The organism is Desulfatiferula olefinivorans (genome assembly GCF_054657895.1).
In genome coordinates this window covers 96,217-119,994 of the sequence record NZ_BAAHXV010000013.1, presented here as the reverse complement: position 1 = coordinate 119,994, position 23,778 = coordinate 96,217, and the positions used below count along the sequence as shown (strand labels likewise).

Sequence of the window (23,778 nt, the reverse complement as noted above, 5' to 3'; positions counted from 1 at the left end):
AGGTGGCAGTATCTGTTTCCCGCAAAAAATCTGAGCAAAGATCCCCGGTCCGACGCTATCCGGCGGCATCATGTCAATGAATCGGGTTTGCAGAAGGCGGTGAAAACGGCCGTTTTTCGAGCCGGTATTACCAAACGCGTCACCTGTCATACCTTTCGACATTGTTTTGGGACTCATATGCTTGAAAACGGCGTCAACATCCGGGAGCTTCAGTCGATGATGGGACATCAGGATGTGAAAACCACCGAAATTTATACCCACGTCATGGAGAGAAACATCAAGGCCATTCAAAGCCCCCTTGATCGGCTTTTCACCACAAATCCCCTTTCATCCGAATAGGACGCAGGTTATCAGGAAAGGCGTCGGGGTTTGTGCCTCAATCCGCCCTGGCGGTCGTTTTTTCGGGAAGGTTAGGGGTTTGGAATAATCTGCGAACATCTGTGTAATCTGTGGATAATTTTGTCCGCGTTTTTCTCTGTGCCTCTGTGTCTTTGTGAGAAAATCAAAAAAAACCGTTTGTCCAAGGTTTCAAACGGTCGCTCCCGGAGGGGGTGGCGGAGGTAAAGGAGACGCACGCCGTGCGTCTCGACAATGTCACACAGATATATTTTGGTGATCGGTCATGGGCGATTGGGGCAGGATCAGGGTGAAGGTGGTGCCGCGGCCTTCCCGGCTTGTGACGCGGATGTCGCCGCCGTGGTCCTTGATGACACTGTAGCAGAGGGACAGGCCGTGGCCCACGCCCCGGACCTCGTCTTTGGTTGTGAAGAAGGTGTCGAAGATCCGGGACAGGTTTTTTTCGGGGATGCCCACGCCGGTGTCGCGGATCAGGATGTGGACCGTGTTCCGGTTTTTTCGGGTGCGGATGTCAAGCTCGCCTCCGGCGGGCATGGCGTCCCTTGCGTTGCTGAAAAGGTTCAGCAGGACCTGACGGAGCTGATTTTTCGATGCGGAGACGGGCCCCAGGTTTTTTCCGGGCCGGCTGATCAGGCGGATGTTTTTTTCCATGAACTGCTTGTGATGCAGGGTGATGATCTCATCGATCAGGCGGTTGATGTCGGTGGGCCGGCGTTCTTCGGGCTCGGGGCGGGCGAAGGACAGCATCTTTCTCAGCATGTCGGACAGGCGTTCGGTTTCGGACAGGGCCATGTCCAGGATCCGCCGTTTCGGGCTTTCCGGGGTGATATCGCCTTTCAACAGTTCCAGGGTGTTGGCGATGCCGTAGAGGGGGTTGTTGACCTCGTGGGCGATCAGGGAGGTCAGGCGGCCCATGGCGGCCAGTTTTTCCGACTGGGCCAAAAGGTTCTGGGTGTGCCTGAGACGGCGGGCCATGTCCAGTTGGGCCTCGAAATCGACGAAAATCCCCACGGTGGCCACTTCCTGTTTGAATTCATTGTAAATGATCGACGCCGACAGCTTGACCTGGACCGAGTCGCCGGTTTTCCGGACAAAGACCATGGGAAAGGACCGGAGCAGCCCCTTGCCCCCGTAGTCCGGCCCCCTCAGAAGGGCCATGATCTTTCGGGCGATGCCCGCAGGATAAATGGATTCGATGCTGACCTTGCCCAGAACCTCGTCGCCGGAATAGCCCAGGGTTTCCTCGGCGGCCCGGTTCCAGATGAAAATCAGGCCGTTTCTGTCCGCAGCGATGATCACGTTGGGCGAACTTTCAATGACGTTGAACAGCATGGCGTGGGCCTTGCGCAGTTCGTTTTCCATGGCCCGCCGGTGGGACACGTCGACCACCACGCCCTCGATGCCCGTGATCCGTCCGTGGCTGTCCCGGACGGCATGGCTGGACACCAGGCCGGGAACGATGCGGCCGTCGCCGGCGATGAAATCGATGTCATGCTCGGTGTGCCGGTCGTCGATCAGGACCAGGGGGTCGCCGGGGGCCGGGTGAACGCAGGTTGCGATGTTTCGGCTGATAAAGGCGGCCTTGTCCTCGTATCCGAGCATGGCAAGAAGGGCCGGGTTCGCGTCGATGAGTTCCCCGTTGGGCCTGCAGAGGAAGGCCCCGCATTTCATGGTGTGGAACAGGCGCCGGTACCCTTCGGCCTTCTCCGCCAGGCAGGCCTGGATGACATCGCTGACGGCGATCAGTCCCACGTGCCGGCCGTTTTTTTCCACCAGCAGGTAGCGGAGCCGGTTTCGGGAAAACAGGGAAAGAAGCTGGTCGGTGGTGTGGTCGTGGGGAGCGCTTGCCACCGCGGTGTTCATCAGGTCGCCGATGCGGGCGGTGCGGGCATCGAACCCGGGGGTGAGGCTGTTTCGCATGAAGTCACGTTCGGTCCAGATGCCAAGGATGGCGTCGGGGCGGCCCACCAGAACGGCGCCGATTTTTAAATCGACCATGCGGGAAAGGGCGTCAAACACCGTGGTGCGGGGGGGGACGCAGATGATGTCCCGGCCTTTTTCGTTCACGATGTCTTCGGCGGTGCTCATGGCGGGTCACTTCCTTTGCGCACCCAGTCGGCGATATCCGTCGGCGGCTCATAGGCGATGACGATCAGTTTGTCGTACTCGGACAGGCGAAGGTCCTTGCCCGCTTTTTTGGGGTTGACCATGAAGCTGTTTTTGATCATGTTGCGGCCTTCCCGGGTGATGATGGCCTGGGGCGGGCAGATGACGAAGCCCATGATGACGAAGGGGGCCTGGGCCGTGATGCAGGCCCGGGCGATCTGGCGAAAACTCATGCCGGACAGGGCCGGGGGAAGGGGCGGGAGAAAGATCTGGGAGGTGCCTTCGGCCGTGGTCAGCAGATCCTCGAAGATGTTTTTGACCCCCGGCGTGATGCAGCTCTGGGCGATGAGCTTTTCCGAAATTTCACCCAGGCAGACCACCTCGTCCACATTCATCGCCTTGAGATGCTCCCTGTTGATCGACAGAATCAGTTCCTGGATGGTGTGAACCTGGGGGTTTTGCTTTTCAATGGCCACGGCCATGAGGGTGGACTGGGCGTCGGCCAGCTGCCCCTGGTTGGGGTCGGCCAGGATGATGGCGGCCCGGGCTTTTTGGATGCAGGCCGCGTCCAGGCAGTCCTTGTCAAAGGGGCTGCCGTAGATGGTGATGACCTTGGCCGGGCCGGTCATGCGGGGGTGCCAGGACGGATGACTCTGCCAGAGGTTCCGATCCTGGATCAGAAGGACGATGTCGAGCGGCGGCTGCCCGTTGCCCGAGTGCAGTTCCTCCACGATGGCCCGGACCTTTTCGTTGCAGTTGCAGATGACCACGTGGTCTGAAAGGGGCGGGGTGACGGGGATTTTTTTCATGGGCGCGGTTCCTTGTCTCATCAGGATACAGGCTCCGGACTGACCAGATTGCCCCGCCACAGGTCGTGGTCGTCCGTCTGGGTGGATCCGGGTTGTTCGTAGGCGATGACGATCAGACGGTCCCGCCGGTCGAGGCAGAGATCCGCCGGAAGGATGCCGCTTTTCGGGGCGTAGGGGCTGAGCTTGAACCGGGTGGTCGGCCGGTGGGGGGGCGACCGGTCGATGCCCGCCAGGACGATGGCCTCCTCGTCCATATCGAGAAAATGAAGCTGGGCTTCCCGGAAGGTTTTGCCGATTAGCTCGTTCGGCACCGGGATGGTGTAGAATTCACTGGAATCGTCGGTGAAGGTCATCAGGGAATCGTAGACTTCCGTCACCCCGGGATTGAGGACGGCCTGACTGGCCAGGCGTTCTCCGAACAGGCGGCTGACCACGAATTCCACCCCGTCGAGCGTGTTGGCTCCGTGCAGGTTGGTTTCGCTCTGGAGTTCGGCCACGATGGGGATCCGGTCGTTTTTGCCGACCACGGCCAGGGTTTTCATCAGGGTCCGGTTGTCGATGTCCTGAACCGAATCGCCGGTGCGGTAGTTCGATGACAAAAGGACCACCCGCAGGGCCTCGTTCAGGCAGGCGCTTTCCATCACCCGGCTGTTCAAGGCGTCTCCCTGGAGAGCCATGACCTTTTTGCAGGCGGGGGTTTCCAGGGCCTTGATGTCTTCGGCGGTGCGGCTGACCACCAGAATGTAGTGACGGCCCCTAAGGGCGGCGTGGATCTGAAGGATGACGTTGGCCAGGTGTTTGTTCTGGCCGATGATCAGGATATGCCGTTCCAGTTTGCTGTTCGGTGGTTTGAGGCAGATCTTGCCGCTGCGCTGGATGCGTCGGACCAGGATCGAGACGATCTCACCGGTGATCACGCCGGCGAAACAGATTCCGGCGATCAGCAGGAGGGTGACCTCGATGCGCCCGGCCAGGGACAGGGGCTCCTTGTCCTCGATGCCGGAAAACAGGATGATGACCGTGTTCCAGTAGGACTGCCAGTAATTGGAAAACGAGCTGTTTTTCACATCGTTCAGGTGGACTTCGGTGACGTAGATCAGGTTGGAGGCGATGATCCAGGTGAGAATGGTGAAAAAAAAGATTTTTTCAAGCTGGTTGGCGCGTCCCCGTTCCTTGAGGGTGCTCAGCCGGATTTTTGCGTCAATCAGCAGCTGGGTCAGCAGCATCCGGTAGCGGATGAATTTCAGAAGGCGGAGCAGGCGGAGCAGTCGAAGCAGCCGAAGGATCCGGAGGCTTCGGGCCATGTTGAGCATCATCAGGCCCTGGACCAGAATGATCAGGGTCGGCAGGATGGCGATCAGATCGATCAGGGCGTACCGGGTGAAGGGGTAGCGCAGCCGGTCGGGAGAGCCGTACCACCGGAGCAGGTATTCAACCACGAAAATGGCGGTAAAGCCAAGTTCGATGTTCCATAGAAGGTCCGTCTGGGCCGGGAACAGATACTCCAGGGGAATCAGCAGGCAGGACAGGATGATGCAGGCGATGATGAACAGATCCATGAACAGGCTGGCCCGGGTGGACGTTTCTGTGTAGGCGAAGGGCTCCATGATTTCATGGATCGCGGCTCTGAGGGACGAATCTTTCAGTTTGAAGCGGATCACGATACGGTCACCCTTTTTGGGACTGAAGGCCCGGTGTATGGGTCCGGAAGCCGGTGTTTGTGTGCATGCCGTCCTGGCGAATGGTGTGTCTTGGGGGTTGCTTCGCAATAGGTAAAAAAACCATAGCACAGTCCCCCGCGGGATTCAATAGGGCTCTTGGGCAGCGGCAGGGCAATCGCATGTATGTGTCCGGTTGAATCGCTATCGGCTCCAACATCGTTCGATACCGATAGCGAAAAAAGCCAACTCCGGCAGAATGCGTTTTCTCTGAGGTGGGGCAATTCTCTGGAACGGAAATTGGTGTGACGCCGCCAGAAGCCGTGAACCATGCCTTGGGCATGGTTTTGTTATCTCTGTGTCTTGGTGTCTCCGTGAGAAAACAAAAAGACCGGCGTACCTTCGGGGAAGCCGGTTTAAGTACTCTCACAGAGACACAAAGCCACGGAGAAAAGCCGGACATGCCGAGGTATGTCGCACGGTACCGCTCATCGGAATGGGGCGGATGCCCCCGGCACATGCGATTGCCCTGTGGGCAGCGGCAGGGCCGTTTCATGGTCCATGGGCATGGACCATGGGCGACGGGGAACACGAATATGCAAAAATGCAATTTTTGGGGTTTAAAAAATACAAATATGTCATTTCGACTTTGGGGGCTTGTCAGGGACCTTATTTTTTGTATACCCTGATCAGACATCGCCGCATTCGGCGTGCGGCCGGCAGAGAAGTTGCTTGATGATCGGTCGGGGGGGGCTTTGGGTGCCCCCCAACCGATTACGACGCGTAAACGAAAGAAGAGGCCATGACACCACGCCCATCGATCCAGTTGAAGAAAAACAGGGACGCCCTGATCGCCGCCCATGGAAAAATGTCGGCCACGGCCTATCTGAAGGAAAACGCCCGTCTTATCGATGAATATTTTCTGGAGAGTTTTGCCCGGAGTCAGGTGGGGCCGACCCTCAGCCGCGCGGGGGCTACCTGCGCCATGGTGGCTCTGGGGGGTTACGGCCGGGATGAGCAGTGCGTGCATTCCGATGTGGATATCCTGATCCTGTTTGACCGCAAGGTGCCCCGGGAAGCGGAGGATCTGGTCCGGGAAATCATTTATCCCCTCTGGGATATCGGTCTCGATGTGGGCCACGCCACCCGGTCCATCGACGACTGCATCAAGATGGCCGGGTCGGATCTGGAGGTGTTCACCTCCCTGCTCACGGCCCGGTTTCTCTGCGGCCTGTCGCCCCTGTTCTCCCGGCTGACCTCTGCCATCAACGACCGTCTGATCCAATCGTCCCGGGGAAAGATCCTGAAATGGCTGAAGGCCGGCAGCGAAGAGCGGCATAGAAATTTCGGGGATTCGACGAACCTGATCGAACCCCATCTGAAAAACGGCATGGGCGGGCTTCGGGACTATCACGTCATGCTCTGGCTTGGGCGGATCCGCTCCATGGTCAAACAGCCCGAGGACTTTCTGACGCAAGGGTACATGAACGCCAATGAATACGCCGGGTTGATGGATTCGCTGGAGTTCATCTGGGATGTCCGAAACCGGCTCCACATCATCACCGGCCGCAAGTGCGACCAGCTTCATTTCGAGCATCAGGCCACCATCGCCAAGTCGTTCAAGTTCAGAAAGATGGACGGTCAGCAGCCCGTGGAACGCTTCATGGGGGTGCTTCACGCCAAAATGGAATTTATCAAGCAGCACCACCTGATGTTCCTGGCCGAGATGGGTCAGAACCGCACGGCGGTGCTCAGCAGGGATCTGTTCAAGCGGTCCCGGATTCCCGGGCTGGCCATATCCAAACACATGCTTCACTTTGTGTCGGACCGGGATATTGTCGACAACCCATTGCTTCTGCTTGATATTTTTTCTGAAAGTGCCCGTCTGAAACTTCCCCTGTCGTCGTCGGCCAAGCGCAAGGTCACCGAGCACTGGGACCTGATCGAAACCTTCCGTTACGACAAAGCCGTCACCAAAAGCTTTGAGCGGATCATGGCCGGTGTGAGCCCGGAGTTCAACGTCCTCAACGACATGCTGTCCACCGGCTTTCTGGTCCGGCTGATTCCCGAGTTCGACAAAATCGCCAACAGGATCCAGTACAACCAGTATCACATCTATCCGGTGGACCGTCATTCGATCCATGTGCTCCAGGCGGTGATCCATTTCAGCTCCAGGGAGAGCATGGCCACGGAACCCTTCCACGCCAAACTCTACGGTGAGCTGATCAGCAAAAAAGCCCTCCACTGGGCGGCCCTGTTCCATGACATCGGCAAGGGCGTCCCCGGGGGCGAGCATTCCCGGGTCGGGGCGAAAATCGTAAGGGACGTTCTGGGCAAGCGCGCCGTGAACCCCCGGGTCATCGATGCCGTGGCCTTTCTGATCGAACGCCATCTGTACCTGATCAACGTGGCCAAACGCCGGGATATCGACGATGAGGAAACGGTGATGGCCTGCGCCCGGACCATCAAGGACGCCGACCGTCTGAAGATGCTGTATCTGCTGACGGTGGCCGATTCGGTGTCCACGGGGCCCAACGCCTGGAACACCTGGACCGCCAGTCTTCTGAGGGACCTGTTTTTCAAGGTGCTTGAGATCCTCGAATCCGGAGACCAGGTGTCCCACCGCAAGGAAAAAACCATTCAGCACAAGAAAGAAAAAATTCTGGCCGCCGATCATGCGTTCCGTCTCGATCCGGGTGCCCTGGGCGATCTGATCGAAAGCATGCCGCCCCGCTATCTGCTCAGCACCCCTGAAAAACGGATCATCGAGCATATCGATCTTTACGAGTCGAGACAGGACGCGCCCTTCGCCCTCAAGGTGCGCAAACTGCCCCAGTCCAGCAACCGCTGCGCGGCCATCTGCGCCACGGACAAGCCGGGGTTTTTTTCCAAGGTGGCCGGGGTGTTCACCCTCAACGATTTCGATATTCTCGATGCCCAGATCTATTCCTGGGGCAAGCAGACGGCCCTTGATCTGTTCACCATCAAGCCGTTTTACGACCTGAGCCGGGAATCCGAACGATGGGACCGGGTGCGGGATGATTTGTCGCGGGTTCTGTCGGGTTCCCTGGACCTGGAAGAGGCCTTGAGAAACAAGACCGCGGGGCCCTTCCGGAAACACCCCGTGGTGATGTCCGGTCAGGCCAACCGGGTGGATATCGACAACAAGAGTTCGAGTTTTTCCACCATCATCGAGGTGTACAGCTACGATTTTCCCGGTCTGCTTTACGCGGTAACCAACGCCTTGTACCAGTGCAGCCTCGACATCGTCTATGCCAAGATCGCCACCCATGTGGAACAGGTGGTGGATATCTTCTACGTGCGGGATCTGCTCGGCGCCAAGGTCGATCAGCCCGACCGGATCCGTGAGATCCGGAAGGCCGTTTTGACGGCCATTGGCCAGAGCCGAAGGCCCGCGGCCTCGCCGACCGTGATCGAGTTCTGATCTTTCCCGGTTGAACGGAGCAGGGGCTTGTGTGACGGCGGGCTTTGGTGTATGCTGTGCAGGTTTTTGCCAGTGTGATCGGTTTTTATTTTCGATGAGGACGCCCCTTCGATTCAATGCCGCCGGCGGCGGCTGAGGCGGGGTGGGCCAACGATGACGTTTTGTGTTCAATGAACACATTGCCGGAGAAAAGGAGTTGAACCATGAAGAAACTCGACGTGATCATCAAGCCCTACAAGCTCGACGACGTGAAAGACGCCCTCAACGACATTGGTATCAAGGGCATGACCATTTCCGAGGTCAAGGGATACGGGCGACAGAAAGGCCACAAGGAAATTTATCGCGGTGCGGAATATGTGGTGGATTTTGTGCCGAAAATCAAGATCGAGGTGGTGGTGCCCGCCGAGCTTCTCGACCGCGCCGTCGACGTGATTCGAAAAGCCGCCAACACCGGAAAGATCGGGGATGGAAAAATTTTCGTGACCCCGGTGGAGAAAGCCATCCGCATCCGTACCGGCGAGCAGGGCGAAGACGCCCTCTGACCCCGGGTTCCGAGATCAGCGCCGGATCAGGTGCCTCACCTGATCCCGGACGCCCGGCCTTCCCCAGCCTCCTCATCCCCTCCTCTCTGTGATGCCGTTTCAATCATGACGGCATCGTAACACATCCGATTTCAAGCGCTGCGCGTCATCCCCCGTCAGGGCGACGGACCTTAGGTGCGCCGTATTCCCCGATTTTGCCGGCACAATCGAACAAAAATGTCATATCCATAAAACGTGTGACAACGAAAATCATAGCCGTTTTGTCTTTTGTTTCAAGCGGTTGTTTTGTGTTTCATGATCTGGCACAGAGGTTGCTCATCTGGCCGCGAAAAACTTTCTTATTCTGTTCATCCATCAAGGGAGGCAAAGGAATGAAGGCGTGCTGGAAACGTGTCGCAGGGAGTCTTGTCCTGATCGGAATGCCGCAGGTTCTGTGGGCGGGCCAGGGGCAGGTGGTCGATACCGGGAATACGTGCTGGATGTTGATTTCGACGGCGCTGGTTCTGCTGATGGTGCCGGGGCTCGCCATGTTTTACGGGGGGCTGGTCCGGTCAAAGAATGTGCTGGGCACCATGATGCACAGTTTTGTTTCCCTGGCGGTGATCGGCGTGCTCTGGGTGGTCTGCGGCTTTGCCCTGACCTTCGGCCGGGGCATCCTGGGCGGCGTGGTCGGATGGAATCCGGACTATTTCTTTCTCACGGGGATCGATGACATGATTACGGACGGCATCCCCGAGTATATCATTGCGATGTTTCAGGGGAAATTCGCCATCATCACCCCGGCTCTGATCAGCGGCGCTTTGGCCGAACGCGTGTATTTCAGGGGGTACATCCTGTTTATCGCACTCTGGTTCCTTCTGATTTACTGCCCCCTGTGCCATTGGATCTGGGCGCCGGACGGCTGGCTTTTCAACGCCGGGGCCCGGGGCGTCATCGATCTGGCCGGCGGGCTGGTCATCCATGTTTCCGCAGGGATCAGCGCCTTGGTGGCGGCATTGTACCTGGGCCCCCGAAACAGTTCCCCCAAGCTTGCGGTTCAACCGAACAACCTGGTGATGACCCTGATGGGCGCAGGCCTTTTGTGGGTGGGCTGGTTCGGTTTCAATGCCGGATCGACCCTGCAGAGCGGACTCGACACGGCCCGTGCCCTGACCATGACCCAGATTTCGGCGGCCGCCGGAGCCCTGACCTGGCTGGCCATCGAGGCGGCGGTCTTCCGCAAGGCAACGGCCCTGGGTTTCGCCTCGGGCATTCTGGCCGGTTTGGTGGCCATCACCCCGGCGGCGGGGGTAGTGCAGCCCCTGGGGGCCCTGCTTTTGGGTTCCCTGTCGTCGCTGGTCTGCTACTACGCCCTGAAGATCAAGCTGGTGTTCGGTTATGATGACGCCCTGGACTGTTTCGGGATTCACGGTGTGGGCAGCGGCATGGGGGTTCTGGTGCTGAGTTTCCTGATCCGGGACAGTTGGATGGCGGCGGCCTCCGAGGCGGCGGGCCGGACCTGGACGGTCTGGGATCAGCTGCTCGTTCAACTGACCGGGATGGGGACCACCCTGGTGTTTGCGGGGCTGGGGACGTTTCTGATCTGCGTTCTGGTCGAAAAGAGTCTGGGCTTCCGGATTGATGAGGAATCGGAGGCTCTGGGCCTCGACCAGGCCCTTCACGGTGAGCGGGGATACGATCTGGTCTGATCAAAGGCCTCGTCGGTCAAACGCCGGAGTTCATCCAGGCGGGACAGGGTGTTCTCGATGATTGGGCCGCCTTCGGCGCGAAAGGTGTTCAGGGCGTCGACCCAGGACGTGAGTCGGGCAAGATCCCGGCTGATGTGGGCCGGCGACAGGGGGGGCGCCGGGGCCCGTCCGTCCTCGGCCTCCGCACCGGACCGGGTCCACCCCGGGGGCAGGGTCACGATCCGTTTCCGGGTCAGTCGGAGGCAGAGGTCCGCGCACCGTTCGAAAACCCCGATCAGGGCCTCCCGGAGCCGGTGCAGGCCGTAAGCCAGTTCCCGGCTGTTCTGGATCAGAAGCTCAAGGGTGATCAGGTGTCTTCGGTTCAGATCCATCTGACGGGTAAGGGCCTGCAGCCGGTTGCGCAGACGGGTGAGCAGGACTCCGGAGATGAAGTGCTCCCGGGGATCATCCCGGGGGACTTCGTACACCAGGGCTTCGCAAAGGGTCTGGTCAATCAGTTGCCCCAGGCGGATGGCGCGGCCCAGGGTTTGGGACAGATGCTGCACGTGTTCCATGTGATCGACAATGAGGAGTGCGGCGGCTTGTTGTCGGGACAGAATCCGGTCGATGGTTTTAAGATGTTTTTCCGCCTCGGGGCGAAGGGCCTCGATCTCCTGAAAATAGCGTCTGAGGGGCGTCGTTCCGGCGGGCAGACGCTCGCGGAGCCGGGCCTGGATGCCGGTGGGCAGCGGGCGGTTTACGGGGGAAAGACGGACGGCAAGACGGGCCAGGTCAGACAGGAGACGGCGGAGATCATCCGGCCCGGAGTCGGAAAACAGCCCGGCCAGCACGGCGCTTTGGGTGTCGATCGCCTCATCCAGAGCCTTCAGGCCGTCCCTGGCCTTGGCGCCGATGGTCTCCGCGCAGGTCAGGTGCTTGTCCAGCCGATCGATCTGCTCGGTGGCGTCGGGATTGACGTCGAGCACCGATTCCACAAAATGTCCGGCCCGGCGGGACAGGGCTCCCCGGGTGGACTCCCGGGTCACATCACCGATGGTCTTGAAATCATTCCCGGATCCCTCCAGGCTTTGTTCGTCCGTGACCTTGAGAATCACAACACCCTCCCGCAGGCGAGCCCCATGGCCCCCTTCTTTTGATGTCTGATCTCTATAAAGCAAATTGCCGGGGTCTGCAATCCTAAAACGGCGGACGAGGTTCCCTGAAAGGGTGAGGCATCAGGTGTCGTGAAGCCGGTACTCCGTGATGGTGATTTTTTTGACCGGATGGGAAAGGACCTGACGGGAGATGGCGCGAAGCGCATTGGCCACATTGCGCCGGCCCCGCCCCTCGAGCATGTGGGAATCGTGGTCCCGGAAGGCCAGGGCCATGGCCAACCGGAGCTGACCTTCCTTGGCCCGAACCTCCTGGAGAGCGTCGGGGCTGTCCAGGAGGAAATCGGCGGTGATCAGAATGTATCGGTGATCCTTGAGTCGGATGTCGCCCCGGATCGGGTGATGAAGATCGGGAGCCGGACACCCGGCCAGGGCGCAGGCAACAAGAACGAGAAGAAGAACGAGAACGGGTCTGTGGCGCATGGGAATACCTTTTTGAAGCATTAAGAGAGTCATGCTCCATCATGACATACATCTTGCGTGCCAGAGCAGTGAAATTACTTAAACGCTATTGATATCAAAGTGTTGTCGAGATTTTTCCGGCAAACCGATGTGACGGGCCGGGGCGGCTGTCCGATATTCCGGACAGCCGCCCCGGCCTGAGTAGCCCGCCGCCGGGGGCTTTTATTAAATAAGACGGCTTCGTAAAACGTCCGATTTTAAGCGTTGCGCGTCATCCCTCGTCACTGCGGCGTACCCTAAGTACGCCTCATCCTTGCGGATTCGCGACGCCTTGAACTCGAACGTTTTTCTTTGCCGTCCTTGGATGACTTTTTACGAGTTCATCAAATAACGTTTGTTTTCAAATGGTTTTGCGGCAGGTCAAATGTTCATGATTGTGGACGCCCCCCCATTTCCGCCTGCTGACGCGGGCGCGTTCGGGAATCCGGCCGTTTTAATCACACCCAAGCTGAGATTGAACATTGACAGAACTTGAAGAAGTATAATAAGGTATCATCCTTCTAGAGATTCCCGAACAAACGTATGGCTTCTTTTAACAATCCACGCTGTGGAATAGAGACGTGTTATCTCATTAGGGTCTATCGCGGAGACGTATAGGTTTAGTGAGGATAGTATGTGTTATGTATATGATAAAATCAAACATCGAAAAAAACAGACTGTATATCACGCTGGGCAAGATGGATGACCCGGAAATCCGAGGGCTCATCAAGGACATCACCTACAACACCGCCCAGCTCAAGCCGGGGTTCACCTGCCTGGTGGATATCCGCAACATGGATATCAAATACTCGGAAAAGCAGATGTTCACCATGGAACTGATCATGGGTGGGCTGGTCGACGCCGGCATGGGCCGGGTGGTCCGGGTGGTATCCAAGAAAAACAAGATTTCCCAGATGAAAATGGAACAGGAGAGCCGGGCGCTGGGGTACCGGGCCCGGCCGGCCTCGACCATCGAGGAGGCCGAGCGCATCCTCGACGAGGAAGATCCCAGAAAGGCTGATGAATGATTCGAACCGTTCTCGCCCTTTCGGCCCTGCTGCTTCTTCTCAGCGGTCCGGCCCGGGCGGATGATTTCCTGGCCCGTGCCGAGACCTGCTTTGCCCAGGGCAATTTCAAAAAAGCGGCCCGGTATGCGGAAAAGGCCCTGAAAGCCGATCCGGCCAACCTCAGGGCCGGCATCTGCCTGGCGGAGAGTTTCAGCGAGCGCGGCCGCATCAAGGCGGCCATCACACAGTACAAGGCCATGATCGCGGAGCATCCGGACAACCTGGATCTGATGCTTCGGCTGGGCCTGGTGTTCGACAAGGGCCGGTATCATCCCCAGGCCGTGGAGACGTACAACCGGGTTTTGGCCAAGGAGCCGAACAGCGCCCTTGCGCATTACCGGCTGGGGGTCAGCCACGCCATGGTGATGAATCTCTCCGACGCCTACACGCAATACAGGATTGTGAAAGGTCTGGACGCCGGGCTGGCGGACGACCTTCTCGAACGCATACAAACCAACAAATGACGGCGTCGTAAAACGTCCCATATGCTGCCTTACAGTGTTTGGCCTATGGATTTTTTTCCATAGCCGTCGGGCGACTTTTTACGAGTTCACCAACAAATGATCATCCGGATCGATCGGATGTCGGAAAAGGAGTGGGTATGATCAAGGTAGGTTTTGTAGGTTGGCGGGGCATGGTGGGCTCCGTCCTGATGGAAAGAATGCTGGCGGACAACGATTTTACGGGCATCGACCCGTTTTTTTTCACCACGTCCCAGGTTGGACTGAAGGGGCCGGACATCGGGCGGGACGTACCGCCGCTTCTGGATGCCATGGATATCGAGGCCCTGTCCCGGATGGACATCGTGGTCACCTGCCAGGGCAGTGATTACACCAAAAAGGCCTATCCCGCCATTCGCAAATCCGGCTGGAAGGGCTACTGGATTGACGCGGCATCGGCCCTGCGCATGGAAACGGACAGCGTCATCGTCCTCGACCCCGTGAACCGGTCCGTGATCGACAAGGCCCTTTCCTGCGGCGGAAAGGATTTCATCGGCGGCAACTGCACGGTCAGTCTGATGCTGATGGCCCTGGGCGGTCTGTTCGCCAACAACCTGGTCGAATGGATGACGTCCATGACCTATCAGGCGGCCTCCGGGGCCGGAGCCAACAACATGAGGGAGCTGGTTCGTCAGATGGGCGCCCTGTACGGTGCATCCCAGGCCGTTTTGGACAATCCCGCCTCGGCCATCGCCGAGCTGGACCGCACGGTGACCGCCACGATGAACGGCGCGGATTTTCCCACCTCGTTCTTTGGCGTACCCCTGGCGGGCAGTCTGATCCCCTGGATCGACGTGGCCCTTGAAAACGGTCAGTCCAAAGAAGAGTGGAAGGGCTTTGCGGAAACCAACAAGATTCTGGGGACCGGCACCCCGATTCCCATCGACGGCACCTGTGTGCGCATCGGCACCATGCGCTGCCACAGCCAGGCCATTACGGTCAAGCTGAAAAAGGATGTGCCTCTGTCTGAGATCACCGATATGATCGGGTCGGCCAATGACTGGGTGTCCGTGGTTCCCAACACCAAGGAAGACAGCGTCCGGCACTTGTCGCCGGCGGCGGTGACCGGCACCCTGACCGTTCCGGTGGGGCGTATCCGGAAAATGAATCTGGGGCCGGAATATCTGAATGTGTTTACGGTGGGCGATCAGTTGCTCTGGGGGGCGGCCGAACCCATCAAGCGGATTCTTGGCATTGTTCGGGAGCATCTGGCCTGATCGATCCGGACCGTTCCGGGCGGGTCCCCTGGCCCGTCCGGACTCAGGGCCGAGCCTTCAGTCTGGACAGGCTGAATTCAAGCAGGCGCCGGTCGACGGGATCGAGTTCGGCGGGCCGGATGTCGTTGGCCTTGAGGACAAATCCTTCATCGGTCCGGCGGATAAACCGCTCCAGATCGATCCGCCCGCTCAACTCCGTGTAGAGCGGGTACAGGGTCGACGCTTTCAGGGTTACCTCCGCAATCACCCACTGCCCCTTCCGCCGCTCGACCCACATGATGTCTCTGACAAAATTGTCGGAACCGATTCCGTAAAATAATTCGTGGACCAGGTTTTTCTTTTTTTCCGTAAAAGCGACGCTGATCCGGATCCGGTCATCGGTCACATAGGGAATCCAGAAGTGATCCCGTTTGATTTCAACTGAATAGTCTCCTTTGTCCAGAAGACCGAACCGGGAAAGGAAGGCCAGCTCGAACAAAAAAGCCGCCTGCGGGCAGGCGTCGTCGCCGGAAAGTGCCGGGATACCCGAAACGTCGCCCGGAACAGTGCAGAGGGCGTCGTAGTTACGGTTTTTCAGATCATTGAAAAAGCGTGTGACCAGGTCGTCGATCTTGTGGTTGTCTCCGAGAATGGACACGTAAACGATCAGCGTGAAAAAGGCCAGGGCCAGAAACCCCAGGACGCCGGTGGTCAAGGCATTCAATTTGTTCATGATGTGTATTCCAGTCTGTCCGGGTTGTCGGTTCAGGTTCGGGTTGTATCAGGTTCATTCGGCCTTGAAAAGTATAATCGGGGCAGGGGGTGTTTTTGACCGGAGGTCTGGTGGAGGCGGATTTTTTTTGGTGTTGTGTTAAATTCGGGATGATTTTTGCATAAAAGTTGGCTCTGGTTGATCTGGCCACTTGACTCTTTTGTCCAGTATGCTAAGTGACAGCCACCCGCACCGTCGTAAGAGATTGTGCGGGTTTTTTAAGGATGTGAATAATATCCTGTAACCATTAAAGATAATGAAGACGGTATCATGAAAGCAATGCTTGCCCTTGAAGACGGGCGTCTTTTCCCCTGCCGCAGCTTCACCGGCCCCGGCGAAACGGGCGGTGAAGTCGTATTCAACACCAGCATGACCGGTTACCAGGAGGTGTTAACCGACCCTTCTTATCGGGGTCAGATGGTGACCATGACCTATCCCCTGATCGGAAACTACGGGATCTGCCCTTTGGATGAGGAGTCGGACCGGGTTCAGGCGGCCGCGTTTATCGTTCGCGAATACCAGGATTTTCCGAGCAACCACCGTTCCCGGGAAACCCTGGCCGATTACCTGAAACGCCAGGGCGTGATGGGGGTGGACGAGCTGGACACCCGGGCCCTGACCCGCCATATCCGCAAGGGAGGCGCCCTTCGGGCCGTGATTTCCACCGAGGATACGGATCCGGAATCCCTGGTCCAAAAGGCCCGGGCCCTGCCTTCCATGGTGGGATGCGACCTGGTTCGCGAGGTGACCTGCCCCCGACCCTACCGCTGGGACGGTGAAAAACCGTTGGTCATCGAAGGCGACCTGGCCACCGTCTCGCCGCTCTGGCAGAGCGGGAAAGACCGGTTCAAGGTCGTGGCCTTTGACTTCGGGATCAAATACAACATCATCCGCTGCCTGGAGGCGGCCGGCTGCGAGGTGATCGTGGTCCCGGCTGAGACGTCCGCCGACACGGTCAGGGCCGTGAACCCGGACGGGGTCTTTCTGTCCAACGGCCCGGGGGACCCCGAGCCCCTGACCTATGCCGTCGACACGGTCCGGGCGCTTCTGGGTTTCAAACCCCTGTTCGGCATCTGCCTGGGCCACCAGATTCTCAGTCTGGCCCTGGGGGGCAAGACCTACAAGCTGAAGTTCGGTCACCGGGGCGGCAACCAGCCGGTCCAGAACCTGTTCAGCCGGAAGGTGGAAATCACCTCCCAGAACCACGGCTTCGCCGCGGACATGGCCAGTCTGGCCGGCAAGGATCTGGATGTGTTCCACATCAATCTGAACGACAACACGGTGGAAGGCCTGAAACACCGGACCCTGCCGGTGTTCAGTGTCCAGTACCACCCCGAGGCTTCGCCGGGTCCTCACGACGCGGCCTATCTGTTCGACGAATTTGTCGGCATGATGAAAAAACATCAATAACAAACCCCTGACGACCCGGAAGTTGAGAGACCATGCCAAAACGTACCGATATAAACAAGATTCTGATCATCGGGGCCGGCCCCATCATCATCAGCCAGGCCTGCGAATTCGACTATTCAGGCACCCAGGCCTGCAAGGCCCTGAAGGAAGAGGGCTATCAGGTCATCCTGATCAACAGCAACCCCGCCACCATCATGACCGATCCGGATCTGGCCGACTGCACCTACATCGAGCCGGTCACGGCGGCCAGCGTGATCAAGATCATCGAAAAAGAGCGGCCCGACGCCATCCTGCCGACGTTGGGGGGGCAGACCGGCCTCAACACCGCCATCGAGGTTTACCGCAGCGGCGCCCTTGACAAATACGGCGTGGAAATGATCGGCGCCTCCGAGCCGGTCATTCAAAAGGCCGAAGACCGGGAACTGTTCCGGAACGCCATGGACAAGATCGGCCTTCGGATCCCCCGCAGCGGCTTCGCACGGACCATGGAACAGGTCTGGGCCGTGGCCGAGGAGATCGGCTACCCGATCATCGTCCGTCCCAGCTTCACCCTGGGCGGCACCGGCGGCGGGGTGGCCTACAACCCCGATGACCTGGAAACCATGGCCAAGGCCGGCCTCGACGCCAGTCTGATCACCCAGGTGATGCTCGAGGAATCGGTGCTCAACTGGAAAGAGTACGAGCTGGAAGTGGTCCGGGACAAAAACGATAACGTGGTGATCATCTGTTCGATCGAAAACATCGATCCCATGGGCGTTCATACCGGAGACAGCATCACCGTGGCCCCGGCCCAGACCCTGTCGGACAAGGAATACCAGATGCTGCGGGACGCCTCCATCGCCATCATCCGTGAAATCGGCGTGGAAACCGGCGGCTCCAACGTGCAGTTTGCCATCAACCCGAAGAACGGCGACATGGTGGTGGTGGAGATGAACCCCCGGGTGTCCCGGAGTTCGGCCCTGGCCTCCAAGGCCACCGGCTACCCCATCGCCAAGATTGCCGCCAAGCTGGCCGTGGGCTATACCCTGGATGAGCTGAAAAACGACATCACCGGCGAAACCATGGCCTCCTTCGAGCCCACCATCGACTACTGCGTGGTGAAAATCCCCCGCTGGACCTTCGAAAAATTTCCCGAAACCCCGGATTTTCTGACCACGGCCATGAAATCCGTGGGCGAGACCATGTCCATTGGCCGGACCTTCAAGGAGGCTTTCCAGAAAGCGGTCCGGTCCCTCGAAATCGGACGTTTCGGCCTGGGCGCCGACGGCCGGGGACCCGAAGATCTGGACGGCGAGCCGCCCTCGGCCGCCGAAATCGAACGCAAGCTGGCCACCCCCAATTCCAAGCGCATGTTCTACCTGCGCTATGCCCTGAAAAGCGGCATGAGCATCGATGCGATTTATGCCCTGACCGGCATCGATCCCTGGTTTCTTCACCAGTTCAAGCAGCTGGCCGATTTCGAAGAGGTGATCCGCGCAGCCGGCACCGCCGTCGACCGGGATCTTCTCTGGAAAGCCAAGGCCTGGGGTTTTTCCGACACCCAGATCACTTATCTGTGCGGATTCGACGGTGAGGATCAGGTTCGTGAACTGCGTCGGAGTATGGATGTCCGGCCCGTGTACAAGCTGGTCGATACCTGCGCCGCCGAATTTTCGGCCCGGACGCCGTATTACTACTCGACCTACGAAAGCGAATGCGAGGCCCGGGTGTCCGATACGAAAAAGGTGATGATCCTGGGCGGCGGACCCAACCGCATCGGCCAGGGCATCGAGTTCGACTACTGCTGCGTCCATGCCAGCTTCGCCCTGCGCGAGGAAGGCATTGAAAGCATCATGGTCAACAGCAACCCCGAAACCGTCAGCACCGACTACGACACCTCGGACAAGCTGTACTTCGAACCGTTGACCAAGGAAGACGTGCTTCACATCGTCGAAACGGAAAAACCTCTGGGCGTCATCGTCCAGTTCGGCGGCCAGACACCGCTGAACCTGGCCTGGGGCCTCGAGGCCGCAGGCGTGCCCATTCTGGGGACCCGCCCGGAAAGCATCAACCGGGCCGAGGACCGGGACCAGTTCCAGGCCATGCTCCGCAAGCTGAATCTGGTCCAGCCGGACAACGGCATCGCCTACCGCTATGACGAAGCCCGGGCCGTGGCGGAAAAAATCGGTTACCCCGTGATGGTCCGCCCCTCGTTCGTCCTCGGCGGCCGGGCCATGAAGATCGTTTACGACCCCCAGGATCTGGATAATTTCGTCCGCCTGGCCATCGAAGCCTCCCCCGGCCATCCGGTACTCATCGACAAATTTCTCGAAGATGCCGTGGAGCTGGATGTGGACGCCATTTCCGACGGCACCCGCACCATCATCGGCGGGATCATGGAACACATCGAGGAGGCGGGGATTCACTCGGGCGACTCGGCCTGCGTGCTGCCGCCGGTGACCATCGACGCCGCCATGCTGGACCAGATCAGCGCCGCCACCAAGGCCATGGCCAAAGAGCTTCAGGTGGTGGGTCTGATGAACGTTCAGTATGCCATCAAAAACGGTACCCTCTACGTGATCGAGGTCAATCCCCGGGCATCCCGGACCGTGCCGTTTGTCAGCAAGGCCACCGGCGTGCCCCTGGCCAAGCTTGCCACCAAGGTGATTCTGGGCAAAACCCTGGACGAGCTGGGACTGACCGCCGAGGTGATTCCCGCACACCGCTCCGTCAAGGAGGCGGTCATGCCCTTTGACCGGTTCCCCGATGTGGACACGGTGCTGGGGCCGGAGATGAAATCCACCGGCGAGGTCATGGGGGTGGACATGGATTTCGGCATGGCCTTTGCCAAGGCCCAGCTGGGCGCCGGCCAGAGGCTGCCCCTCTCCGGCACGGTGTTCGTCAGTGTCCGGGACAAAGACAAGGAGGCGGTGATTCCCATTGTGAAACGGTTTGTGGATAACGGGTTTTCCATCGTGGCCACCAGCGGGACCTCGGCCTTTCTCAAGGAACGGGGTATCGAAAACACCATCATCAACAAGGTGTCCGTGGGCCGTCCCCATGTGGTGGACGCCATCAAAAACAACGAGATTCAGCTGGTTCTGAACACGCCGTCGGACCGGGGTTCGGTTCACGACGGGTACAAGATCCGGCGGGCCGCCTTGAAGTACAAGGTGCCCTACGCCACCACCATGGCCGGCGCCTCGGCCGTGAGCAAGGCCGTGGCGGCCCTCAAAGCCCAACCCTATGCGGTCAAAACCATTCAGGCCTATCATTCAAAACAGGGGAAACCATCATGATTGAGCATGATCGTCCGCGCGATGAGTGCGGTGTGTTCGGTATTCACGGCCATCCGGAAGCGGCCAAGATAACCTATTTCGGCCTTTACGCCCTCCAGCACCGGGGGCAGGAAAGCGCCGGCATTGCCGTGGCCAACGACAAGCGGATCGATGTTCACAAAGGCATGGGCCTGGTGCATGAGATCTACACCATGGAGGATCTGGAGAAGCTTCCCGGAACCAGCGCCATCGGCCATGTGCGCTATTCCACCACCGGGGGCTCGGTGCTGGCCAACGCCCAGCCCTTCACCGCCCGGCACAAGAATAAAACCTATGCGGTGGCTCACAACGGCAACCTGGTCAACGCCCATATACTCAAGGAAGAGCTGGAAGAGATGGGGTCGATTTTCCAGACCACCATGGACAGCGAGGTGGCCATTCACCTGTTCATCCGGAACGTGCAACGGGGGTTCGTGGACGGCATGGTCGAAACCGTGAGCCGTCTCAAGGGTGCCTTTTCCTTTGTGATCCTCACCGGCAAGGGCGAGCTGATCGGCATCAAGGATCCCAACGGCTTCCGGCCCCTGTGCCTGGGCCGCCTGAACGGTCACTACCTTCTGGCCTCGGAAACCTGCGCCCTGGATCTGGTCCAGGCCGAGTTCGTCCGGGAGCTTGAGCCGGGTGAAATCGTGATCATCGATGACTCGGGCATTCGCAGCATCATGCCGGAAACGCGCGTCACCCCGTCCATGTGTATTTTTGAATACATCTACTTTGCCCGGCCCGACAGCACCATCGCCGGTCGCAATGTCTACCAGATGCGCAAGGCCCACGGCAAACGCCTGGCCAGGGAGGCCCCGGTCGAGGCTGATTTTGTCATGCCCTTTCCCGATTCAGGAAACTACGCGGCCCTGGGGTATTCGGAGGAATCGGGCATTCCCTTTGAAATGGCGATGATCCGGAATCATTACGTGGGCCGGTCCTTTATCCAGCCTACCCAGTCCATGCGCGATTTTGCGGTGAGGATCAAGCTCAATCCGGTCAAGGAGCAGATCAAGGGCAAGGACATCATCATCATCGAGGACTCCATCATCCGGGGCACCACGGCCCGGACCCGGGTCAAGGCCCTGAGGGAGCTGGGGGCGAAAAAGGTCCACATGCGGATCAGCTGCCCGCCCCACCGGTTCCCCTGTTATTACGGCATCGATTTCTCGACCAAGGGTGAACTGATCGCCGCCACCAAAACCATTGACGAGCTGCGGGACTACCTGGGTCTGGACTCTCTGCACTACCTGAGCATCGAGGGCATGCTGGCGGCCGGCGGCGTCGAGAATCCGGAACGGCATTTTTGCAAGGCCTGTTTCGACGGGAAATATCCGGTTCCCTTTGACCCCTCCATTTCAAAAAACTGCCTGGGAGACTGATAAAAATACTTGAATGTTAAACGCTTATAGTGGTAACTTGGATTCTGTCGATACTTCCGGCAATGTGCTTTTACGGTTTTCCAATGAGAAAAATAGTCTGCTTCGGGAGTTTTTGTATATGATCGAAACCAAATATCTGAAAGATAATATCGAAAACATTCAAAAGCTGATGAGCATTCCGGCTCTGAAGAATTTTGAAACCAAATACCTGGGCAAACTCCTCAAACTGAGTAAAATCCGCGAGTACGAAAACGGTGAAATCATCATCAAGGAGGGGGATCTGGACCCCTGGCTGTATTTCCTTCTGGCCGGCAGCATCGTCATCAAGAAGGAAGGGGTCGAAATCGGCAAGATCGACAAGGTCGGTGAGATTTTCGGTGAAATGCGGATCGTGGACAGCATGAGCCGGTCGGCCTCGGTCTACGCCGTGGGCAGGACCACCTGCCTGGCGGTGGACACCAGTGCCGGGGACAAGCTGTCCGGTCAGGGCGAGCGGGACGAAAAGCTGGATTTTCTGCTGCTGCTCTACAAGATCTTTGCCGAGTACATGTCCCTCCGGCTCCGCCTGACCAACGAGGAACTGATCAAGGCCAAGCAGGAAGTCGAGCGCATCCGGGAAAGCAAGATGAACATCATCATGCGGAAAATTCAGAACAAGGATACCGACTGATCCGCAGACCCCGTTCGGCATCCGATGACAACCCAGATACGCTTTATGCCCGGTGACGGGCATTTTTTATTTGATTGAAGTGAGTTATGAAAAAAACCGTCTCGTTCTCAAAAAACGCCTGTAATGTGTTCTTTCACCTGCTGACACAATGCAACCTCAGTTGCCGTCACTGCTACATCAACAAAGAGCAGCACGGTTCACGCAGTGTCACCAGAGAGGAGATCGCCGCCTGGCTGAGGCTCTTTGCCGATAAACGTTCCGAAGCCAACGTGATTTTTTTGGGCGGCGAGCCCACCCTTCATCCCGACCTGGCCTTTGCCGTGAAAGAGGCCCGGGCGCTCGGTTACCAGTCCATCACCATCGATACCAACGGGTATCTGTTCCACGACATCCTGTCGGCCATCGGTCCTTCCGAGGCCGATTTCATCAGTTTCAGCCTGGACGGCGCGACGGAAGCCGTCAACGACGCCATCCGGGGCAGGGGCTCCTACCGCGCCTGCCTCGCCGGTATCCGACGGGCCGTGGACCGGGGCTTCGGCACCAGCCTGATCTACACGGTCAGCAGCGACAATCTTCATGAGCTCGAGCAGATGCCGCCCCTCCTGGCCGATCTGGGCATCCGGGAATTCTTCATTCAGGTGATCGGCATCCGGGGACATTCCGCAGCGGCGGAATCCGGATGCCGCCAGGTGACCCGTGACCTCTGGCAGCAAATCGTCCCGAAGGTGGCGGCCCGGGCGGCCGAAAGCGGAATCCCCGTCACCTATCCCAAGGTGTTCCTGGACGATGAGGATGTGTTCGAGTGTGCCGGCCTGGTGGCCGACAATTATTTCATCTTTCCCAACGGCCGGGTGTACCGCTGCCCCCTGTGCGAGGACTACCCCCTGCATGCCCATGAAATCAGGGACAATCGCCTGGTCGACACCCCCAAACTCAACGAACGGGATTTTTTCCCGCTGTCGATCCCCGAAGGCTGCGTGATGAACAAGCTCATTCAGCCCGACAATCTGACCTACGGCCCCGACGGCCGTCCTGCCTGCCGCATTGCCTGCTGTCTGCTCAAGGAGCGGATCGAACCCTGACGGCCAAATAAAAATGAATAGATATTCAGGTATTTGGTTGACCCTGTGAAAAAAGTTTGCAATAATACCGCGTTATGCTTGGGGGTCTTTGTTATACACAACGATTTCAATGAGTTCTGCTGAAATTGATTGAGAGGACCCCGGGCCCGTATGTGCTTTTTTAAAACCGCCATCGTGAGGGCCGGCGGTTTTAAACGACATAT

At 58.5% G+C, this 23,778-nt stretch carries 18 protein-coding genes; 12 read left to right on the top strand and 6 right to left on the bottom strand.

The window, feature by feature from the left end:
* The first annotated feature begins 12 nt into the window (after positions 1–12).
* Positions 13–339 (top strand): tyrosine-type recombinase/integrase, encoded by a 327-nt coding sequence (locus ACYQ11_RS11440; RefSeq protein ID WP_459923921.1) that lies wholly within the window; start codon positions 13–15, stop codon positions 337–339.
* A 255-nt stretch (positions 340–594) separates the two neighbouring features.
* On the opposite strand, the gene ACYQ11_RS11435 is transcribed toward ACYQ11_RS11440, so the two are convergent.
* The 3 genes from ACYQ11_RS11435 to ACYQ11_RS11425 are packed head-to-tail and all read right to left on the bottom strand — an operon-like array spanning position 595 to position 4,933.
* On the bottom strand, positions 595–2,445 hold the full coding sequence (locus ACYQ11_RS11435; protein WP_459923920.1) for an ATP-binding protein: 1,851 nt from the start codon (positions 2,443–2,445) through the stop codon (positions 595–597).
* Entirely contained in the window at positions 2,442–3,272 is an 831-nt protein-coding gene (locus tag ACYQ11_RS11430) for a TrkA-related ion transporter (protein WP_459923919.1), read from the bottom strand. The genes ACYQ11_RS11435 and ACYQ11_RS11430 overlap by 4 nt, the downstream gene beginning before the upstream one ends.
* Before the next feature lie 20 nt (positions 3,273–3,292).
* Entirely contained in the window at positions 3,293–4,933 is a 1,641-nt protein-coding gene (locus ACYQ11_RS11425) for an ion transporter (protein WP_459923918.1), read from the bottom strand.
* A gap of 799 nt (positions 4,934–5,732) precedes the next feature.
* Here ACYQ11_RS11425 and glnD point away from each other — a divergent pair.
* The 3 genes from glnD (at position 5,733) to ACYQ11_RS11410 (ending at position 10,605) form a co-directional block, all read left to right on the top strand.
* The gene (gene glnD, locus ACYQ11_RS11420) at positions 5,733–8,375 is read left to right on the top strand and encodes a [protein-PII] uridylyltransferase (RefSeq protein ID WP_459923917.1); all 2,643 of its coding nucleotides are present in this window, start codon (positions 5,733–5,735) and stop codon (positions 8,373–8,375) included.
* Between the two features lie 203 nt (positions 8,376–8,578).
* A complete protein-coding gene (locus tag ACYQ11_RS11415) occupies positions 8,579–8,917 on the top strand; it encodes a P-II family nitrogen regulator (protein ID WP_459923916.1) in 339 nt (112 codons plus the stop codon).
* 371 nt (positions 8,918–9,288) lie between these two features.
* Positions 9,289–10,605 carry an ammonium transporter gene (locus tag ACYQ11_RS11410; RefSeq protein ID WP_459923915.1) on the top strand — a complete coding sequence of 439 codons (1,317 nt, stop codon included), beginning with the start codon at positions 9,289–9,291 and terminating at the stop codon, positions 10,603–10,605.
* Here ACYQ11_RS11410 and ACYQ11_RS11405 read toward each other — a convergent pair.
* Entirely contained in the window at positions 10,575–11,699 is a 1,125-nt protein-coding gene (locus ACYQ11_RS11405) for a hypothetical protein (protein WP_459923914.1), read from the bottom strand. The two genes, ACYQ11_RS11410 and ACYQ11_RS11405, sit on opposite strands and share 31 nt — an antisense overlap.
* Before the next feature lie 120 nt (positions 11,700–11,819).
* Positions 11,820–12,212 (bottom strand): hypothetical protein, encoded by a 393-nt coding sequence (locus ACYQ11_RS11400; RefSeq protein WP_459923913.1) that lies wholly within the window; start codon positions 12,210–12,212, stop codon positions 11,820–11,822.
* Between the two features lie 626 nt (positions 12,213–12,838).
* Between ACYQ11_RS11400 and ACYQ11_RS11395 the strand changes: the two genes are divergently transcribed.
* The 3 genes from ACYQ11_RS11395 (at position 12,839) to asd (ending at position 14,981) form a co-directional block, all read left to right on the top strand.
* The gene (locus tag ACYQ11_RS11395) at positions 12,839–13,225 is read left to right on the top strand and encodes a hypothetical protein (RefSeq protein WP_459923912.1); all 387 of its coding nucleotides are present in this window, start codon (positions 12,839–12,841) and stop codon (positions 13,223–13,225) included.
* Complete coding sequence (locus tag ACYQ11_RS11390; RefSeq protein ID WP_459923911.1) at positions 13,222–13,728, top strand: tetratricopeptide repeat protein; 507 nt, start codon at positions 13,222–13,224, stop codon at positions 13,726–13,728. Before ACYQ11_RS11395 ends, ACYQ11_RS11390 begins: the two co-directional genes overlap by 4 nt.
* 137 nt (positions 13,729–13,865) lie before the next feature.
* Complete coding sequence (asd, locus tag ACYQ11_RS11385; RefSeq protein ID WP_459923910.1) at positions 13,866–14,981, top strand: aspartate-semialdehyde dehydrogenase; 1,116 nt, start codon at positions 13,866–13,868, stop codon at positions 14,979–14,981.
* A gap of 43 nt (positions 14,982–15,024) precedes the next feature.
* Here the strand turns inward: asd and ACYQ11_RS11380 are convergent, their stop codons facing one another.
* Positions 15,025–15,693: a hypothetical protein gene (locus ACYQ11_RS11380; protein ID WP_459923909.1), complete on the bottom strand. Its 669-nt coding sequence runs from the start codon at positions 15,691–15,693 to the stop codon at positions 15,025–15,027.
* Positions 15,694–16,002: 309 nt separating this feature from the next.
* Between ACYQ11_RS11380 and carA the strand changes: the two genes are divergently transcribed.
* The 5 genes from carA to ACYQ11_RS11355 all read left to right on the top strand — a co-directional run bounded on the left by carA (position 16,003) and on the right by ACYQ11_RS11355 (position 23,575).
* The gene (gene carA, locus ACYQ11_RS11375; protein WP_459923908.1) at positions 16,003–17,142 is read left to right on the top strand and encodes a glutamine-hydrolyzing carbamoyl-phosphate synthase small subunit; all 1,140 of its coding nucleotides are present in this window, start codon (positions 16,003–16,005) and stop codon (positions 17,140–17,142) included.
* 32 nt (positions 17,143–17,174) lie between these two features.
* Complete coding sequence (gene carB / locus ACYQ11_RS11370; RefSeq protein ID WP_459923907.1) at positions 17,175–20,420, top strand: carbamoyl-phosphate synthase large subunit; 3,246 nt, start codon at positions 17,175–17,177, stop codon at positions 20,418–20,420.
* A complete protein-coding gene (gene purF / locus ACYQ11_RS11365) occupies positions 20,417–21,823 on the top strand; it encodes an amidophosphoribosyltransferase (protein ID WP_459923906.1) in 1,407 nt (468 codons plus the stop codon). The genes carB and purF overlap by 4 nt, the downstream gene beginning before the upstream one ends.
* 118 nt (positions 21,824–21,941) lie before the next feature.
* Positions 21,942–22,493, top strand: coding sequence for a cyclic nucleotide-binding domain-containing protein (locus ACYQ11_RS11360; RefSeq protein WP_459923905.1), 552 nt, complete (start codon positions 21,942–21,944; stop codon positions 22,491–22,493).
* 86 nt (positions 22,494–22,579) lie between these two features.
* Entirely contained in the window at positions 22,580–23,575 is a 996-nt protein-coding gene (locus ACYQ11_RS11355) for a radical SAM protein (protein WP_459923904.1), read from the top strand.
* Positions 23,576–23,778 lie beyond the last annotated feature (203 nt).

Excerpts from the sequence above, each read along its gene's own strand:
- ACYQ11_RS11435 (WP_459923920.1), bottom strand. The coding sequence starts at position 2,445 with ATGAGCACCGCCGAAGACATCGTGAACGAAAAAGGCCGGGACATCATC.
- ACYQ11_RS11430 (WP_459923919.1), bottom strand. The coding sequence starts at position 3,272 with ATGAAAAAAATCCCCGTCACCCCGCCCCTTTCAGACCACGTGGTCATC.
- glnD (WP_459923917.1), top strand. The coding sequence starts at position 5,733 with ATGACACCACGCCCATCGATCCAGTTGAAGAAAAACAGGGACGCCCTG.
- ACYQ11_RS11415 (WP_459923916.1), top strand. The coding sequence starts at position 8,579 with ATGAAGAAACTCGACGTGATCATCAAGCCCTACAAGCTCGACGACGTG.
- ACYQ11_RS11410 (WP_459923915.1), top strand. The coding sequence starts at position 9,289 with ATGAAGGCGTGCTGGAAACGTGTCGCAGGGAGTCTTGTCCTGATCGGA.
- ACYQ11_RS11400 (WP_459923913.1), bottom strand. The coding sequence starts at position 12,212 with ATGACTCTCTTAATGCTTCAAAAAGGTATTCCCATGCGCCACAGACCC.
- ACYQ11_RS11395 (WP_459923912.1), top strand. The coding sequence starts at position 12,839 with ATGTATATGATAAAATCAAACATCGAAAAAAACAGACTGTATATCACG.
- ACYQ11_RS11390 (WP_459923911.1), top strand. The coding sequence starts at position 13,222 with ATGATTCGAACCGTTCTCGCCCTTTCGGCCCTGCTGCTTCTTCTCAGC.
- asd (WP_459923910.1), top strand. The coding sequence starts at position 13,866 with ATGATCAAGGTAGGTTTTGTAGGTTGGCGGGGCATGGTGGGCTCCGTC.
- ACYQ11_RS11380 (WP_459923909.1), bottom strand. The coding sequence starts at position 15,693 with ATGAACAAATTGAATGCCTTGACCACCGGCGTCCTGGGGTTTCTGGCC.
- carA (WP_459923908.1), top strand. The coding sequence starts at position 16,003 with ATGAAAGCAATGCTTGCCCTTGAAGACGGGCGTCTTTTCCCCTGCCGC.
- carB (WP_459923907.1), top strand. The coding sequence starts at position 17,175 with ATGCCAAAACGTACCGATATAAACAAGATTCTGATCATCGGGGCCGGC.
- purF (WP_459923906.1), top strand. The coding sequence starts at position 20,417 with ATGATTGAGCATGATCGTCCGCGCGATGAGTGCGGTGTGTTCGGTATT.
- ACYQ11_RS11360 (WP_459923905.1), top strand. The coding sequence starts at position 21,942 with ATGATCGAAACCAAATATCTGAAAGATAATATCGAAAACATTCAAAAG.
- ACYQ11_RS11355 (WP_459923904.1), top strand. The coding sequence starts at position 22,580 with ATGAAAAAAACCGTCTCGTTCTCAAAAAACGCCTGTAATGTGTTCTTT.